This is a genomic window from Pseudomonas sp. C9, assembly GCF_002000165.1.
Lineage (GTDB): Bacteria > Pseudomonadota > Gammaproteobacteria > Pseudomonadales > Pseudomonadaceae > Aquipseudomonas.
Window position 1 is genome coordinate 2,152,116 of sequence record NZ_MPAK01000001.1, and the last position, 15,456, is coordinate 2,167,571.

A 15,456-nucleotide genomic window follows, 5' to 3' on the forward strand; every position below is an offset into this window, starting at 1 on the left:
TCAGGAATGCGCTTGTGACAATTTGTTATTTGTTTCAGGACCGCTGACTGGCGGCTCTTTGAGCACCACACGCTTGATCGGACCCACGATCACCAGGTAGCTGAACACCGCAACCAGTGCGTTGCAACCGACAAACACCAACGCCCATTTGAACGAGCCGGTGGAGCTGATGATGTAGCCGATCACGATTGGGGTGGTGATCGACGCGATGTTGCCGAACATGTTGAACAGGCCGCCACTCAAACCGGCGATCTGTTTTGGCGAAGTGTCGGACACCACCGCCCAGCCCAGTGCGCCCACGCCTTTGCCGAAGAATGCCAGCGCCATGAAGCCCACGACCATCCATTCGATGTCGACATAGTTGCAAGCCACGATGCTGCTAGACACCAGCAGACCTGCGATGATCGGCGCCTTGCGGGCGAAGGTCAGTGAGTGGCCTTTGCGCAGCAGGTAGTCGGAAATCACACCGCCCAACACACCACCGATAAAACCGCAAATGGCCGGCAACGAGGCAATGAAACCAGCCTTGAGGATGGTCATGCCGCGTTCCTGCACCAGGTACACCGGAAACCAGGTCAGGAAGAAGTAGGTGATGGCGTTGATGCAGTACTGGCTCAAATACACGCCGAGCATCATGCGGTTGGTCAGCAACTGACGCACGTAATCCCATTTCGGGCCTTCAACACGCTTGCCGGCTTCCTGGCCTTTGGTTTTGTCCTGGTCCATGTCGACCATGCCGCCATTGTCAGCAATGTGCTTGAACTCGGCGTCATTGATCATCGGGTGCTGGCGCGGGCTGTGGATGACTTTCAGCCAGATCAGCGAGAACACGATGCCGATGCTGCCCATCACCACAAACACGTGCTGCCAGCCAAACGTGAAGACGATCCAGCCCATCAGCGGAGCAAACAACACGGTGGCAAAGTATTGCGCCGAGTTGAAGATCGCCGAAGCCGTGCCACGTTCAGCGGTCGGGAACCAGGCCGCGACAATGCGTGCGTTACCCGGGAAGGATGGCGCTTCGGCCAGGCCCACCAGGAAGCGCAGCATGAACAGCGCAACCACCGCCGTGGACATGCCGAACTCACCGACATAGCCCTGCAACACGGTGAACAGCGACCAGGTGAAGATGCTGAGCGCGTAGATTTTTTTCGAGCCGAAACGGTCCAGCAACCAGCCACCGGGAATTTGCCCGGCCACGTAGGCCCAACCGAATGCAGAGAAGATATAACCGAGGGTGACCGCGTCAATGCCGAGGTCTTTTTGCAGGCTGGAGCCCGCGATGGCGATAGTGGCCCGGTCGGCATAGTTGATCGTGGTCACCAGGAAAAGCATGAGCAAAATCAAATAGCGGACGTGAGTCGGCTTGGTCGCTTGCATGTAGATGTACTCCCACTGATTATTTTTATGCGCGGGTGAAACTGTTTATCCCTGTAGGAGCTGTCGAGCGAAACGAGGCTGCGATCTTTTGATCTTTAAAAGCAAAGATCGCAGCCTCGTTTCACTCGACAGCTCCTACAGGGAGTGCGGTATCCGGGGATACCGCGATGTGTCAGGAGCCGATGTAGCTAGTCTTCACGACCGTGTAGAACTCTTGCGCGTAGCGACCTTGCTCGCGAGATCCATAGGATGAACCTTTACGCCCACCGAATGGAACGTGGTAATCCACGCCAGCGGTCGGCAGGTTGACCATCACCATCCCGGCCTGGGAGTGGCGCTTGAAGTGGTTGGCGTACTTCAACGACGTGGTGGCGATGCCCGCCGACAGACCGAACTCGGTGTCGTTGGCCATGGCCAGTGCCGCTTCGTAATCCGCGACGCGAACCACGTTGGCCACCGGGCCGAAGATCTCTTCGCGGCTGATGCGCATCGCGGCTTCGCTGTCGGCAAACAGGGTTGGCGCGAGGAAGTAGCCTTCGGTGTCGCAGGTCACCAGACCACCGCCGCTGACCAGACGCGCACCTTCGGACTGGCCGATGTCGATGTACTTCATGTCCTGTTCAAGCTGCGCTTGCGAAACGACCGGGCCAATGTCGGTGCCGGCTTTCAACGCGTGGCCGACCTTGATCGACTTCATGCGCTCGGCCACGGCTTCGACGAACTTGTCGTGGATGCCGGCGGTGACGATGAAACGGCTCGAAGCAGTGCAACGCTGGCCGGTGGAGTAGAACGCGCTCTGCACCGACAGCTCGACCGCTTGCTTGAGGTCGGCGTCGTCGAGAATGATCTGCGGGTTCTTGCCACCCATTTCCAGCTGAACCTTGGCCTGACGCGACACACAGCTGATCGCGATCTGACGACCGACACCGACGGAACCGGTGAAGCTGATGCCGTCGACTTTCGGGCTCTGCACCATCGCATCGCCAACCACACGACCACTGCCCATCACCAGGTTGAACACACCGGCCGGGAAGCCTGCGCGGGAGATGATTTCGGCCAGGGCCCAGGCGCAACCCGGCACCAGATCGGCCGGCTTGAGCACCACGCAGTTGCCGTAGGCCAGGGCCGGGGCGATTTTCCATGCCGGGATAGCGATCGGGAAGTTCCACGGCGTGATCAGGCCAACCACGCCGAGCGCTTCGCGGGTCACTTCAACGTTCACACCCGGGCGTACCGACGGCAGGTAGTCGCCGGACAGACGCAGGCATTCACCGGCGAAAAACTTGAAAATATTACCGGCGCGGGTCACTTCACCAATGGCTTCAGGCAGGGTCTTGCCCTCCTCCCGAGCCAGCAAGTTGCCGAGTTCTTCACGACGGGCGAGGATTTCAGTACCTACTTTATCCAGCGAATCGTGACGTGCCTGGATGCCCGAAACGGACCAGGCCGGGAACGCAGCGCGAGCGGCGTCGATCGCGGCGTGAACCTGAGCCAGATCGGCCTTGGCGTAATTGCCAATGGTGTCGGTCAGTTCAGACGGGTTGATATTGGCGCAGTACTCACTGCCCGCTACCCACTCACCATTGATGTAGTTATCAAAACGCTTTGCATCTGCCACGAGATGTTCTCCTCACGCAAAAGGCCGCTGACGAGTCAGCGGCCTTGCTTAATCGAAAGTGTTACTGCGCGCCCTGCTTGTCGATCAGTGCGGCGAGCATTTCGTACTCTTCGCGGGTCAGATCGGTCAGCGGTGCACGCACAGGACCTGCGTCATAGCCGGCAATTTTTGCCCCGGCCTTGACGATGCTCACGGCATAACCGGCCTTGCGGTTACGGATGTCCAGGTACGGCAGGAAGAAGTCGTCGATGATCTTGCCGACGGTGGCGTGATCTTCACGAGCGATCGCGTGGTAGAAGTCCATCGCGGTTTTCGGGATGAAGTTGAACACCGCCGAGGAGTAAACCGGCACGCCCAACGCCTTGTAGGCAGCGGCGTAGACTTCAGCGGTCGGCAAGCCGCCCAGGTAGCTGAAACGGTCACCGAGACGGCGACGGATCGACACCATCAGCTCGATATCGCCCAGGCCATCCTTGTAGCCGATCAGGTTCGGGCAGCGCTCGGCCAGACGTTCCAGCAGCGGCGCGGTCAGGCGGCAGACGTTACGGTTGTAAACCACCACGCCGATTTTTACCGATTTGCACACGGCCTCAACGTGGGCGGCAACGCCGTCCTGGCTGGCTTCGGTCAGGTAGTGCGGCAGCAGCAACAAGCCTTTGGCGCCCAGACGCTCGGCTTCCTGTGCGTATTCGATGGCTTGACGGGTCGAACCGCCCACACCGGCCAGGATCGGCACGCTGGTTTCGCAGGTGTCGACGGCCGTCTTGATGATTTCCGAATATTCGCTGGCCGCCAGAGAGAAGAACTCACCGGTACCGCCTGCGGCGAACAACGCCGTGGCGCCGTATGGGGCCAGCCATTCGAGACGCTTGATGTAGCCCGCGCGATGGAAATCGCCCTGAGCATTGAAATCGGTAACCGGGAAAGACAGCAGACCGGAAGAGAGGATGGACTTCAGTTCTTGTGGATTCATTATTCGAACACCCTGGGTAGCAACGTATATGTGTGTGTGAGAAAACCGTTCAGCCTGCGCCGAAGTTGTAGGTCATCGTACAACTTAAATAACAACCGTCAACTGCATTTCATCGCCGGCTGCATTTTTATGTAGGAGAGGCTCCTTCCTTGACGTAGGAAATTTCTCGGCTAAGATCGATTTAACTGTATATGCATACAGTTATTTTGAAATCTGCCTACGACATATCAAGGAGATAGAAATGTCAGGTCTACACACAACACCTCAGGAAACACCGAAACAGGTCATTGCCAATCTGGATGATCTTTTTACTGAACGCGGCATTACCGTCAGCGCCAACGAACACGTAGTGCTGCACCTTGCCGAGCAACACATCGCGGCTCCTCAACCGCCTGCCTCAACCTCCGCGAGTGCTCTGAAAGGCAAGCCACAGCTACGTTTCGAGGGGGGTGAACACACCGCCATCGGCGACACCACGCTGCTGCGTTTCGCCAAGGATGCCCCGGCCATTCCAGCGGCCCAAGTTGAATTGCACCTGCCCAATGGCCTGGCGCTGACCTATGGCCAGGTGGTTGCGTTGGGGGGTGATTTCTATGGCATTCCCGATCAGCCCGTCAGCGAAGGCGCCACGCCTGCGAAGCGTATCCAGCGCTTTGCCAATGCCTTCAATTCACTCGCTGTGCTGCCGACCGCCAATGCCGAGGCCAAGCAGATCCTCGCCGTGATGCAGAAGGAAATCGCCGCCGTTAATCAGGCGATCCGGGAAGGCAAACAACCTCACGAGGTTTATGACGCCTTGGGAGATACGTTGTCGGAAGAGTGGAACAAGATCACCGGCGGCGGCAGTTTTGTCTCGGCCCTGTTCCCGTTGGGGCGCTATCTGAAATTGGCCGCCAACAACACCGACCATTTTGTCGAAGGGGCGCTGGCGGCCTACATCGCCGGGCATACGGCGGCGGTGCAGCAAGCGGTTCTGGCGAGAAGCAGTGGCGACGAAAAACAGCTGGAAATCGCCTACGCGATGAATGCCTTTGCTGATCATTACCTGACCGACCTGTTTTCCGCCGGCCACTTGCGCGTACCGCGCAAGCAATTGGCAGCGGTGGTCACACCCAGCGACCTGGGCTCGTTGATCACCCGTTTCATGCACGATGAAGACAGCAAATTCGGCCTCAATGTGCGCAACGGCAATGGCGACCAATGGCGGGCCTATGGCGACAAACGCTACTTTGACGCGATCGACAGCGCCAACCGCGTGCAGGTCAATCAAGCGGTTCAACTGTCTGCGGATGAGATCTTCGCGACGTACCTCAGCGGAGTCGCTCCATCGCCGAGCAACTTCAGCGCCTTGAAAAAGCTGCCGGACCTGCAAGCCGTGCTGAACCCAGCGGGTAATTTCTCGCCGCTGTTCAGGGTCGAGGGCAGCAAAGTGCTGCGACGCAAGGACGTCAACAACCTGAACGACACCGCCACTGTCGACGACTGGTGGGGGTGGAGCACGTATTTGCTACTCAAGGACTACAACCCTAAAGGCAACGTCTGATAAGGAGATCGAAGATGACTATCAAATTGGAACTGGAACTGGCTTCTGGCCAATCGCTGAAGGGTGCGCCGCTGGAGTTGTTGTCCAAGGGGTGGGTGATTGCGCGGGCGGTGGTGGATGAGCGTGGGGTTGTGGCGTTCGATGCCAAGGCTGGGGCTTTGGAGTTGGCGGTGAGGGTGGATCGGTCAATCCTGCGTACTGGCTGATTTTTTCATCAGGACTACTGGCCCAATCGCGAGCAAGCTCGGCTCCCACAGGTTTTGTGTCGCTCACAACCGTGTGAACGCACACAAGACACTGTGGGAGCCGAGCTTGCTCGCGATGGCATTCCAGCAGACAGCAGAAAACTCCGAACCAGAAAATTAACCCCGCTGCGCCTCAGCCTCTTCATGCGCATGACGCAGCCGCTCACGGCTATTGGTCAAGTGCAAACGCATCGCCGCTCGCGCCGCATCGGAATCCTGGCGAGCGATGGCGTCGTAAATCTCTTCGTGCTCACGACTCAGGCGATTCATGTAGTGCTGCTGGTCGTCATGGGCCAGGCGCGCCGAGTTCAGCCGCGTGCGCGGAATGATGCTGGTGCCCAGGTGGGTCATGATGTCGGTGAAGTAGCGGTTTCCGGTTGCCAGGGCAATTTGCAGGTGGAACTGGAAATCCGAGGCGACCGCATCGCTGGCGTGGGAAGCGCTTTCGTTCAGGGCGTCCAGTGCGGCTCTCATCAGACCCAACTGCTCAGGGCTGCGGCGTTGCGCGGCGAGGCCGGCGGATTCGACTTCGAGGCTGATGCGCAATTCCAGAATCGCCAACACGTCACGCAGGGTCACCACCGTCGCCGGGTCGATACGGAAGCCGCTCGGGCTCGGCGTATCGAGCACGAAGGTGCCGATGCCATGGCGGGTTTCCACCTGCCCGGCCGCCTGCAAGCGGGAAATCGCTTCGCGCACCACGGTGCGGCTGACGCCATGGGCGTCCATGATCGCCGACTCAGTGGGCAATTTGTCGCCGCGCTTGAGAAGACCGTCGCGGATCTGCTCGGACAGCACCGTCACCAATTCCTGTGCGAGGCTGCGGCGCTTGCGAGGGAGGCGGGGTGCGTCAATCGGGTTTTCCATGGTGAACATCTGTCTCGAAAATTCGGCTGAAACCGCATCATAGCTCAACGCGGTTGTACGATCACCGTCAGCATCCACTATCCATGTGGGAGCGAGCTTGCTCGCGATAGCGGAGTGTCAGACACCTTTGATGTTGGATGTCAGGCCGTCATCGCGAGCAAGCTCGCTCCCACAGGGATTTGTGGTGCTTATGCGGTTACTGTCTGGTCCACCAAATGGCCGTTCTCGATGCGAACATGCCGTGGATGGAAACGCTTCAGGCTGCTGCGATGCCCGACGCTGATAATGCTCAGCCCCGGCAACTCATCGATCAGCGCTTGATACAACGAAGCCTCATCCTCTTCGTCCATCGCCGACGTCGCTTCGTCCATGTACAGCCATTGCGGTGCGTACAGCAGCGCGCGGGCAAATGCCAAACGTTGTTGCTCACCCGGCGAGAGCATGCGCTGCCAGTGGTTGGCTTCATCCAGACGTCCAACAAGATGCGGCAATCGGCAGGTTTCCAGCACGTGAACGTAGCGTTCTTGCGTATAGGTATCGCCAGGCTGTGGATAACTCAGCACTTCGCGCAGGCTGCCAATCGGCAGATAAGGCTTTTGCGGCAGGAACAGGTAGCGCGCCGATGGCAGGCGAATGCTGCCGTGGCCGCGCGGCCACAAGTGCCCCATGGCTCGCAACAAGGTCGACTTGCCGCTACCGGAACGCCCGCTGAGCATGACACGCTCGCCCTCTTCCACCGCCATATCGGCGTTGGTCAGCAAGTGACGACCGTCCGCCAGATCGAGGCCCAGGTTGTGGATCTTCAGTTCCGTGCCCTGATTCTGCACGTCGATGGCCTGTTGGCGCTCTTCATTGTCGGTCATGGCCTGACGGAAGCTGAGCAGACGGTCACAGGTGGCACGCCATGAGGCGAGGTTCTGATACGCACTGATAAACCAGCTGAAGCTTTCCTGCACATTGCCGAATGCCGAGCTGATTTGCATCAGTTCACCGAGTTCGATCTTGCCGGAGAGGTAACGCGGCGAGGCAACAATGAACGGGAAAATGATGGCCGCCTGGCTGTAACCGGCGGTAAAGAATGTCAGGCGTTTGGACACTTTCATGATGTCCCAGAAGTTATGCCAGACCATTCCGAAGCGGCCGCTCAACCGACGATTTTCGTTCGGCTCTCCGTTATATAACGCAATGCTTTCGGCATTCTCGCGAATCCGTACCATGGAGAAACGCAGGTCGGCTTCGAAGCGTTGTTGTTGGTTGTTCAGACCGATCAAGCGGCGACCGATCAAATGCGTCAACCAGCTGCCTACCACTGCGTAAACCAGTACGCACCAGAACATGTAGCCGGGAATAGTGATACCGAAGACTTCAATACTGCCCGACACGCCCCACAGAATGATCGAGAACGACACCAGGCTGACGATATTGCGCAGCAGCCCGATACCCAGCTCAAGGGTGTTGGAGGTGAAGTTGTTAAGGTCTTCGGAAATCCGCTGGTCCGGGTTATCGGTGTAACCGCCCTGCTCCAGCTGGTAGTAGTTTTTGTTGCCGAGCCAACGGGCAAAGTGCTTCTCCGTCAGCCAGGCTCGCCAGCGGATGGTCAGCATCTGTGTCAGATAAAGCCGGTACACCGCACCGACAATCGCCACGGCGGCAATCACGCAGAAATACAGAATCAGCTGCCAGAACGCGGCTTCATCTTTCTTTTGCAAGGCGTTGTAGAAGTCCTTGTACCAGGTGTTGAACCACACCGAGATTCCCACGCTGATCAGCGACAGCGCAATCACTGCAATCAACAGCGTCCAGGCCTTGGTCTTCTCTTCACTTTGCCAATAGGGCGTGATAATCGCCCAGACTTTGCGGAAAAACTGCCCGCGCACGGCATCGTTGACCGCGGAATATTCAGCGTTCTGATTCATGAATAAGGCTCGATAGAGAAAAGAACACGCACGAACCGATCATAGTAGATCGGCTCGGGTTATCGCGAGGACTCTGACGATGATCGTTCAGCGTCCGTTCAGCGACGCACGGGGCGCTTCTGTAGTTTGCGCTGCAAGGTGCGGCGGTGCATGCCCAGGGCGCGAGCGGTGGCAGAGATATTGCCTTCGTGCTCGGTCAGTACGCGCTGGATGTGTTCCCACTGCAAACGGTCCACCGACATCGGGTTTTCCGGCACCAGGGAATCGAGGTCAGCGTGCTCGGACAGCAGCGCAGCCAGCACGTCGTCGGCGTCGGCCGGTTTGCACAGGTAATTGCAGGCGCCGCGCTTGATCGCCTCGACGGCGGTGGCAATGCTCGAATAACCGGTGAGGATCACCACGCGCATTTCCGGGTCCAGCTCAAGCAGTTTGGGCAGCAAGACCAAACCCGAGTCGCCGTCCATTTTCAAGTCCAGCGCGGCGTAATCCGGCAAATCGGCCTGAGCGATGGTCAGGCCTTCTTCGGCAGAGCCTGCAGTGCTGACGCGAAAACCGCGGCGGGCCATGGCGCGTGCCATCACGCGGGTGAAGGTGGCATCGTCGTCGACCAACAGCAAATGCGGCAGTTCTTCGCCTTCAACTTGGATATCGTCACTCATGTTCGTCTCCTCGGGCGACACGGGGCAGGCGCAGCTCGGTGAGCGTGCCGCCTTCCTCATGACTGTAGAGTTTCACTGAGCCGCCGGCGCGTGTCACGCTGGCCTTGCTCAAAAACAGGCCCAGGCCGAAACCTTTGCCCTTGGTGGTAAAAAACGGTTTGCCGATCTGCTCGGCGATGGCCAGCGGCACACCGGCGCCGTGGTCACGAATGCTGATGGTCAGGTTTTCAAAATCCCAGTCCAGCGTCACTTGCAGCCCTTCGGGGCAAGCATCGGCGGCGTTGTTCAGCAAATTCAGCAACGCCTGGGTCAGGTCCGGTGGCGGCGCCATGCGCGGCACGGTGCCCTGCCCCAGGCGCTGGAACCGGTAACTGGCTTCCGGGCGCATCAGGTGCCAGCGGTTCAGCGCTTCATCGAGCCAGTCGGTGACGTCCTGCATCTCCACCGCCAAGCGGCGATTGGCTTCGGCGGCACGCACCAGTTGCTGCAAGGTTTCTTTGCAGGCCTTGACCTGATCCTGCAGCACCTTCAGATCATCCTGCAACATCGGGTCTGGATGATCCTGTTGCATCTCTTTGAGCAACACGCTCATGGTCGCCAGCGGCGTGCCCAATTCGTGAGCCGCACCGGCCGCTTGCGTCGCTACGGCCAGCAGCTGCTGGTCACGCAGGCCTTCTTCGCGACGAATGGCACGCAGCTCTTCCTGACGGCGCAACTCTTCGGCCATGCGCGCAGCGAAAAAGGTAATCACCGCCGCAGCCAGCGCGAAGCTCAGCCACATGCCGTAGACCTGCAGGTTTTCCCGGGCAATCGGGAAGGTTTGCAACGGATAGAAACGCGCGAGCAGCAAGGTGTACATCGTCAATGCGATACCGGACAGGATCACCGAATAACGCCATGGCAAGGTCACAGCGGCAATGGTCAGCGGCACCAGGTAATAAGAGACGAACGGGTTGGTCGAGCCACCGGAGAAATACAACAGGGCGCTGTGGATAAACAGGTCGCAGGCCAGCTGCAGCGCGTATTCCAGCTCCGTCACCGGCCACGACGTGCGCAGGCGAACCGCCGTGAATACGCACAGCAGCGTCGAGCAGGCGAGGGTCATTGCCAGTTGCACCCACGGCAGCGGCAGCAGGTCCAGCCAGTAGGCCAACCCCACGGAACCGGCCTGAGCGGCGAGCACCAATGTGCGGATGAACGTCAGCCGCCAGAGGTTCTGGCGAGTAGCAGAAGTGATTTGAACGGGGGCGAGCATGAGCTCTCCTGATGAGCGCTCCAGGCGGATCGCACGGAGTATAACCAAGCGCGGGGGCTGGCAGGCAAAAGTGCGGCAAACCGCCACATGGCAATGGCCAACACAAACCCTTGTAGCAGCTACAGGCGATCGCGTTGATCTGTATAGAAGTTGTAACTGGGCGAACCGGATCATTAAAGCTAGAGTCTGATGGTTTCACGCAGGCTTGGACCTGACACCTGCGCACCGCCCAAGGAGTTTTCATGTACACATTTCGCCGCAGCGCCGCCCTTCTCGCCCTGAGCATTGGCACCCTCGCCAGCCTCCCGACCCTGGCCGCCGACGAGCTGCACTACAACCAGATCTCCCTGCGCGCTGAAGTCAGCCAGGAAGTGGCTCGCGACCTGATGATCGTGACCCTCTACACCGAAGAACAAAACACCGACCCGGCCAAACTCGCCGCCGACGTCAGCACCACCATGAACAAAGCGCTGGCCCAGGCCAAACAAGTCAAAGACATCACCTTGCGCCAGGGCAGCCGCAACAGCTACCCGATCTACGACACCAAGGGCCAGAAAATCACCGGCTGGCGCGAACGCGCCGAACTGCGCCTGGAAAGCTCCGACTTTGCCGCCCTGTCGAAATTGACCGGCGAACTGCTGACCGACCTGAAAATGGGCGGCATGGACTTCGCCATCGCCACGCCAACCCGCAAGGCCAGTGAAGACGCGCTGCTCAAAGATGCCGTGACGGCCTTCAAGGCCCGCGCGCAACTGGCGACCGATGCACTGGGCGGCAAGAGCTACAAAATCGTTAACCTGAACCTGAACAGCAACGGTTATCCACAACCCTACATGCGCGGGCCGATGATGATGAAAGCTGCCGCAATGGATTCGGCGCCGGTGACCCCGGATGTGGAAGCCGGCACCAGCCAGGTCAGCATGACGGCGGATGGGTCGATTGAAGTGTTGATGCCTTGATTTAATAGCTCGTACATATAAACGGCGATCACCCAGTGATCGCCGTTTTTTATTGCCCGTCGCGAACCAGTCAGATGTTGTGCCGACTGATCCACGGCTCTCGCGTTTTATGCCGGATCAACGTTATCCAACGCCCGATTCACCGCCAACTCCGCCAGCATGATGATCTGCTGAATCGCCATTGCCGTATTACGCTGCGGGCCGATCAGGTTCGTAGCGAAATCACTGGTCATGACGCTGGCAGAAGCCAATGACTCACAGGCTTGTGCCAGCAGGCTTTCGGTGTCCATGTTCGGGGCGATCATGTACATCGTGCTGGGGCGGCGGGGTTTTTCGGTGTATTGGGATGGAGGGTCGAGGTAGTAGTCGAGAGCGCGTTTTATGGCTTCGCGGTCTTTGATTAGCGACTCGGTGCGCAAAGTCTCGGCATCGGGTGCGGTGGTATCGAGGGGTGGATCGGGTACTAACTTATCCATGGGAAAACTCCTACTTACTGATGGGAGCCATCCATTGCCATTTCCACACGACAAATAGGTGGCCGCTGTACGCAGGGTGGAAATACCGGTTAGTAGGACCCGGCCAGACCGAAGTCTGCCCACGCACAGCCGCCATAACGCAGTTTGCAGACGAAAGAAGTCATCGGCAACGATTACGATGGTCCAGCTATGCGGCTACTAAGAGATCCAGGTTTCCACGCCCGGTCGCTGAAATCGCAGCGACAGCCAAAGATTAGAAGGCCCTCTTCCTACCCGGCAACCTGAAAAATGCGTGGGAAAGCACTGCGTTTTTTACACATCATTCAACACAAAGATGGAACGCGGAGCGTCCCCGGCGGCATTCCCACGCGGAGCGTGGGAACGATCAATTGATGCACACCTGTTAGAGATCGGTCGGCTGTCAGGCCGCCATCGCTGGCAAGCCTGAACTGGTCAAGTAATCTCGGACACCGATTACGGTGTTTATGCCGCTTTTTGCTCCATGGCTATTGGCGACAGGTAGTCGTTATAGCTATGGAGTCTGGTGCGGTTGTAGTACATGAAGAAGCGCACGATATCGGTTTTGGCTTCCTCGATCAGGCTGTAACCGCCACGAGGCACCCACTCTGACTTGAGCGTGCCGAAAAAGCGTTCTGTCGGCGCATTATCCCAGCACTGCCCGCTGGCTGCCCTTCACGTTCCTTACGAACCTGATCGACCCAGCGCCGTAAAGCGGTGGGCCCGATATCCAGCGATGCACAAACATCTGAAACCGGGCAGTTATCATCAAGCACCATGCTGGCAGCATGAAGCTTGAACTCGCGCGTATAGACCTTTCTTTCGTTCATGGAGCCTCCAAGTTGGCGAAATCATATCGCCCTTAAGAGGTGTCCGAAATTATTAGGCCAGTTCAGCCATGCTCCTACAGGGAATGAGTACACCGGCCGCTTCTCACCACTCATCAGGCCGAGCGTTAGCTCGCCTTCAGCTCTTGATCTTGATCCACCCGCCCCTTCGGGAGGCTGAGTGGAGGTGTTCATCCGGGGAGTGGCGCGCAGCGCCGTTCGACGCAGTCGAACACGCTGCATGTAGGTCGAAGCGAAGCCGACCGGAGGGCAGTGTCCCCGGAGGGATACCGGAGCGAAGGAACGCCGAGCCTTAGCGAGGGGCCGGACGCTCGGGGCGAGACCTTTGCTTCCTTTGGGGCGTTTGCCAAAGGGAGTCGACCGTCAGGGCGAAACCATAAGTGGCCGTTACCGCAGCAACGGATATACACACAACCCACAAAAACATGGTCGGCCCAAAGGCCGCCACGACCAAGCGGCGCCACCAAAAGAACCAACGGTTGCACCCAGTACCACCGCCAAGCAAATAGCCCACGACCCAAGAACTGTCCACCCAAAAACAGCGACCGGTCAAACTGCCCCCACACCCCCAACAAACCCGTTAAACAACAAATACCTAACACCTCACCAAGCACTCAACACCATCCCGCCCCCGACGTAAGAAAACCCCCACCCCGAAAATCAGCCATCTAGGGAATTCTGCCCCCACCGTGTGGGTATAAATAAGTAACACCACGCCCCAACGGGGTGCGCAAATCACCTGGATCGCCCCGCCCCGGTGCGCCGGTTGCACCGAAAAAATCACCCGCAAACGGTCAAATGCACCTGAATTTATACAAATGCGACATTAAGGTACGTACGTGCCACTGTTTAACGCCTATGCTCGATCAGGATCTTGCATTGGGTATGGCCCCTGCATAAGTATCCGCAGGGTCGACTCACGAGGTCGTCCTATAATTCCAAAAAAGCCACAATCATGAGGCCACCATGCTTAAACACGCGGTCATTCCGTTTTTAGTCGGCGCCAGCATGCTAGCTGCCGCACCCTTCGCCCAAGCCGCGACTAACCTGGTGTTCTGCTCCGAAGGGAGCCCGGCCGGTTTCGACCCAGGTCAATACACCACCGGGACCGACTTCGACGCCTCTGCAGAAACCATGTTCAACCGCCTCACCCAGTTCGAACGTGGCGGCACCGCTGTCATTCCTGGTCTGGCGACCAGCTGGGATATTTCCCCGGACGGCCTGACGTACACCTTCCACCTGCGCGACGGCGTCAAGTTCCACACCACCCCGTACTTCAAGCCGACTCGTGATTTCAACGCCGACGACGTGCTGTTCACCTTTAATCGCATGATTAACAAGGATGATCCGTTCCGTAAGGCGTACCCGACCGAATTCCCGTACTTCACCGACATGGGGATGGACACCAACATCACCAAGATCGATAAAGTCGACGACAAAACCGTCAAGTTCACCCTCAAGGAAGTTGATGCCGCGTTCATCCAGAACATGGCCATGAGCTTCGCCTCGCTCCAGTCCGCCGAGTACGCAGCCCAGCTGCTGAAAGAAGGCAAAGCCGCCGACATCAACCAGAAGCCGGTCGGCACTGGTCCGTTCGTGTTCAAGAGCTACCAGAAAGACTCCAACATCCGCTACACCGGGAACAAGGACTACTGGAAGCCGGACGACGTGAAGATCGATAACCTGATCTTCGCCATCACCACTGACCCGTCGGTGCGTATCCAGAAGCTGAAGAAGGGCGAGTGCCAGATCACTCTGTTCCCACGTCCGGCCGACCTGAAGGCGCTGAAAGAAGACAAGTCCCTGAAAGTGCCTGATCAGGCCGGTTTCAACCTGGGCTACATCGCCTACAACGTGATGCCTAAGGTCAAGGGTCAAACCGACGCCAACCCGCTGGCTGAACTGAAAGTGCGCCAGGCACTGGACATGGCAGTCAACAAGCAACAGATCATCGACTCCGTTTACCAGGGCGCCGGCCAACTGGCCGTCAACGCCATGCCACCGACCCAGTGGTCCTACGACACCACCATCAAAGATGCCAAGTACGATCCTGAGAAAGCCAAAGAGCTGCTCAAGGAAGCCGGCGTGAAGGAAGGCACCGAAATCGTCCTGTGGGCGATGCCGGTACAGCGTCCATACAACCCGAACGCCAAGCTGATGGCAGAAATGCTGCAGTCCGACTGGTCCAAGATCGGCCTCAAGGTCAAGATCCAGAGCTACGAGTGGGGCGAGTACATCAAGCGCTCCAAAGGTGGCGAGAACCAGGCAATGCTGATTGGCTGGAGCGGTGACAATGGTGATCCGGACAACTGGCTGAACGTGCTGTTCGGCTGCGATTCGCTGGAAGGCAACAACTTCTCCAAATGGTGCGACAAGAAGTTCGACGGCATCGTAAAAGAAGCCAAGCGCACGACCGATCAGGCCAAGCGCACCGAACTGTACAAACAAGCGCAACACGTCCTCAAAGACGCCGTTCCAATGACACCTATCGCTCACTCGACGGTGTTCCAACCTATGCGCAACGAAGTGCAGGATTTCAAGATCAGCCCGTTTGGCTTGAACTCCTTCTACGGCGTCAGCGTCAGCAAATAAGGTGTTGCAACGGCGACGTTTCTGACGTCGCCGTTGTTTTATCTGCCGAGAAAGTAGGAAAACTCTTACATCCAATTCCGCCGCGTACTACTGCGGTGGTGTCGGAC

Annotated in this window: 13 protein-coding genes and 1 pseudogene; 4 read left to right on the forward strand and 10 right to left on the reverse strand. The window is 58.2% G+C overall.

Annotated features, from left to right (window positions below; genetic code table 11):
* From BMS17_RS10205 to kdgD, 3 genes are all read right to left on the reverse strand, one after another.
* The gene (locus BMS17_RS10205) at positions 1 to 1,380 is read right to left on the reverse strand and encodes an MFS transporter (protein WP_046026846.1); all 1,380 of its coding nucleotides are present in this window, start codon (positions 1,378 to 1,380) and stop codon (positions 1 to 3) included.
* Between the two features lie 172 nt (positions 1,381 to 1,552).
* Positions 1,553 to 2,998, reverse strand: a complete 1,446-nt coding sequence (locus tag BMS17_RS10210) for an aldehyde dehydrogenase family protein (RefSeq protein WP_046026847.1) — start codon at positions 2,996 to 2,998, stop codon at positions 1,553 to 1,555.
* Between the two features lie 61 nt (positions 2,999 to 3,059).
* Positions 3,060 to 3,971, reverse strand: a complete 912-nt coding sequence (kdgD, locus tag BMS17_RS10215) for a 5-dehydro-4-deoxyglucarate dehydratase (RefSeq protein ID WP_046026848.1) — start codon at positions 3,969 to 3,971, stop codon at positions 3,060 to 3,062.
* A 241-nt stretch (positions 3,972 to 4,212) separates the two neighbouring features.
* On the opposite strand from kdgD, the gene BMS17_RS10220 reads away from it, so the two are divergent.
* Complete coding sequence (locus tag BMS17_RS10220; protein ID WP_046026849.1) at positions 4,213 to 5,514, forward strand: hypothetical protein; 1,302 nt, start codon at positions 4,213 to 4,215, stop codon at positions 5,512 to 5,514.
* 14 nt (positions 5,515 to 5,528) lie between these two features.
* Complete coding sequence (locus BMS17_RS10225) at positions 5,529 to 5,720, forward strand: hypothetical protein (protein WP_046026850.1); 192 nt, start codon at positions 5,529 to 5,531, stop codon at positions 5,718 to 5,720.
* Positions 5,721 to 5,876: 156 nt separating this feature from the next.
* Here BMS17_RS10225 and BMS17_RS10230 read toward each other — a convergent pair whose 3' ends face one another.
* From BMS17_RS10230 to BMS17_RS10245, 4 genes are all read right to left on the reverse strand, one after another.
* On the reverse strand, positions 5,877 to 6,626 hold the full coding sequence (locus BMS17_RS10230) for a FadR/GntR family transcriptional regulator (RefSeq protein WP_175648959.1): 750 nt from the start codon (positions 6,624 to 6,626) through the stop codon (positions 5,877 to 5,879).
* 188 nt (positions 6,627 to 6,814) lie between these two features.
* Entirely contained in the window at positions 6,815 to 8,542 is a 1,728-nt protein-coding gene (locus BMS17_RS10235) for an ABC transporter ATP-binding protein/permease (RefSeq protein WP_046026851.1), read from the reverse strand.
* 98 nt (positions 8,543 to 8,640) lie between these two features.
* A complete protein-coding gene (locus BMS17_RS10240; RefSeq protein ID WP_046026852.1) occupies positions 8,641 to 9,201 on the reverse strand; it encodes a response regulator transcription factor in 561 nt (186 codons plus the stop codon).
* A complete protein-coding gene (locus BMS17_RS10245) occupies positions 9,194 to 10,456 on the reverse strand; it encodes an ATP-binding protein (RefSeq protein WP_046026853.1) in 1,263 nt (420 codons plus the stop codon). Before BMS17_RS10245 ends, BMS17_RS10240 begins: the two co-directional genes overlap by 8 nt.
* 242 nt (positions 10,457 to 10,698) lie before the next feature.
* Between BMS17_RS10245 and BMS17_RS10250 the strand changes: the two genes are divergently transcribed.
* The gene (locus BMS17_RS10250; RefSeq protein WP_077430878.1) at positions 10,699 to 11,415 is read left to right on the forward strand and encodes an SIMPL domain-containing protein; all 717 of its coding nucleotides are present in this window, start codon (positions 10,699 to 10,701) and stop codon (positions 11,413 to 11,415) included.
* 107 nt (positions 11,416 to 11,522) lie between these two features.
* Here BMS17_RS10250 and BMS17_RS10255 read toward each other — a convergent pair whose 3' ends face one another.
* From BMS17_RS10255 to BMS17_RS30905, 3 genes and pseudogenes are all read right to left on the reverse strand, one after another.
* Positions 11,523 to 11,891 (reverse strand): DUF6124 family protein, encoded by a 369-nt coding sequence (locus BMS17_RS10255; RefSeq protein WP_077430879.1) that lies wholly within the window; start codon positions 11,889 to 11,891, stop codon positions 11,523 to 11,525.
* A gap of 483 nt (positions 11,892 to 12,374) precedes the next feature.
* Positions 12,375 to 12,566, reverse strand: a pseudogene (locus tag BMS17_RS10260) (integrase core domain-containing protein); the annotation flags it as partial.
* Positions 12,488 to 12,739, reverse strand: coding sequence for a transposase (locus tag BMS17_RS30905; protein WP_077430881.1), 252 nt, complete (start codon positions 12,737 to 12,739; stop codon positions 12,488 to 12,490). The pseudogene BMS17_RS10260 and the gene BMS17_RS30905, both read right to left, overlap by 79 nt.
* Before the next feature lie 984 nt (positions 12,740 to 13,723).
* Between BMS17_RS30905 and BMS17_RS10270 the strand changes: the two genes are divergently transcribed.
* Positions 13,724 to 15,349, forward strand: coding sequence for an ABC transporter substrate-binding protein (locus tag BMS17_RS10270; RefSeq protein ID WP_046026856.1), 1,626 nt, complete (start codon positions 13,724 to 13,726; stop codon positions 15,347 to 15,349).
* Positions 15,350 to 15,456: the final 107 nt, after the last annotated feature.

What these genes read in the sequence shown, in the direction of transcription:
- BMS17_RS10205 (WP_046026846.1), bottom strand. Translation starts at nt 1,380, where the DNA reads ATGCAAGCGACCAAGCCGACTCACGTCCGCTATTTGATTTTGCTCATG.
- kdgD (WP_046026848.1), bottom strand. Translation starts at nt 3,971, where the DNA reads ATGAATCCACAAGAACTGAAGTCCATCCTCTCTTCCGGTCTGCTGTCT.
- BMS17_RS10220 (WP_046026849.1), top strand. Translation starts at nt 4,213, where the DNA reads ATGTCAGGTCTACACACAACACCTCAGGAAACACCGAAACAGGTCATT.
- BMS17_RS10225 (WP_046026850.1), top strand. Translation starts at nt 5,529, where the DNA reads ATGACTATCAAATTGGAACTGGAACTGGCTTCTGGCCAATCGCTGAAG.
- BMS17_RS10230 (WP_175648959.1), bottom strand. Translation starts at nt 6,626, where the DNA reads ATGGAAAACCCGATTGACGCACCCCGCCTCCCTCGCAAGCGCCGCAGC.
- BMS17_RS10235 (WP_046026851.1), bottom strand. Translation starts at nt 8,542, where the DNA reads ATGAATCAGAACGCTGAATATTCCGCGGTCAACGATGCCGTGCGCGGG.
- BMS17_RS10240 (WP_046026852.1), bottom strand. Translation starts at nt 9,201, where the DNA reads ATGAGTGACGATATCCAAGTTGAAGGCGAAGAACTGCCGCATTTGCTG.
- BMS17_RS10245 (WP_046026853.1), bottom strand. Translation starts at nt 10,456, where the DNA reads ATGCTCGCCCCCGTTCAAATCACTTCTGCTACTCGCCAGAACCTCTGG.
- BMS17_RS10250 (WP_077430878.1), top strand. Translation starts at nt 10,699, where the DNA reads ATGTACACATTTCGCCGCAGCGCCGCCCTTCTCGCCCTGAGCATTGGC.
- BMS17_RS10255 (WP_077430879.1), bottom strand. Translation starts at nt 11,891, where the DNA reads ATGGATAAGTTAGTACCCGATCCACCCCTCGATACCACCGCACCCGAT.
- BMS17_RS30905 (WP_077430881.1), bottom strand. Translation starts at nt 12,739, where the DNA reads ATGAACGAAAGAAAGGTCTATACGCGCGAGTTCAAGCTTCATGCTGCC.
- BMS17_RS10270 (WP_046026856.1), top strand. Translation starts at nt 13,724, where the DNA reads ATGCTTAAACACGCGGTCATTCCGTTTTTAGTCGGCGCCAGCATGCTA.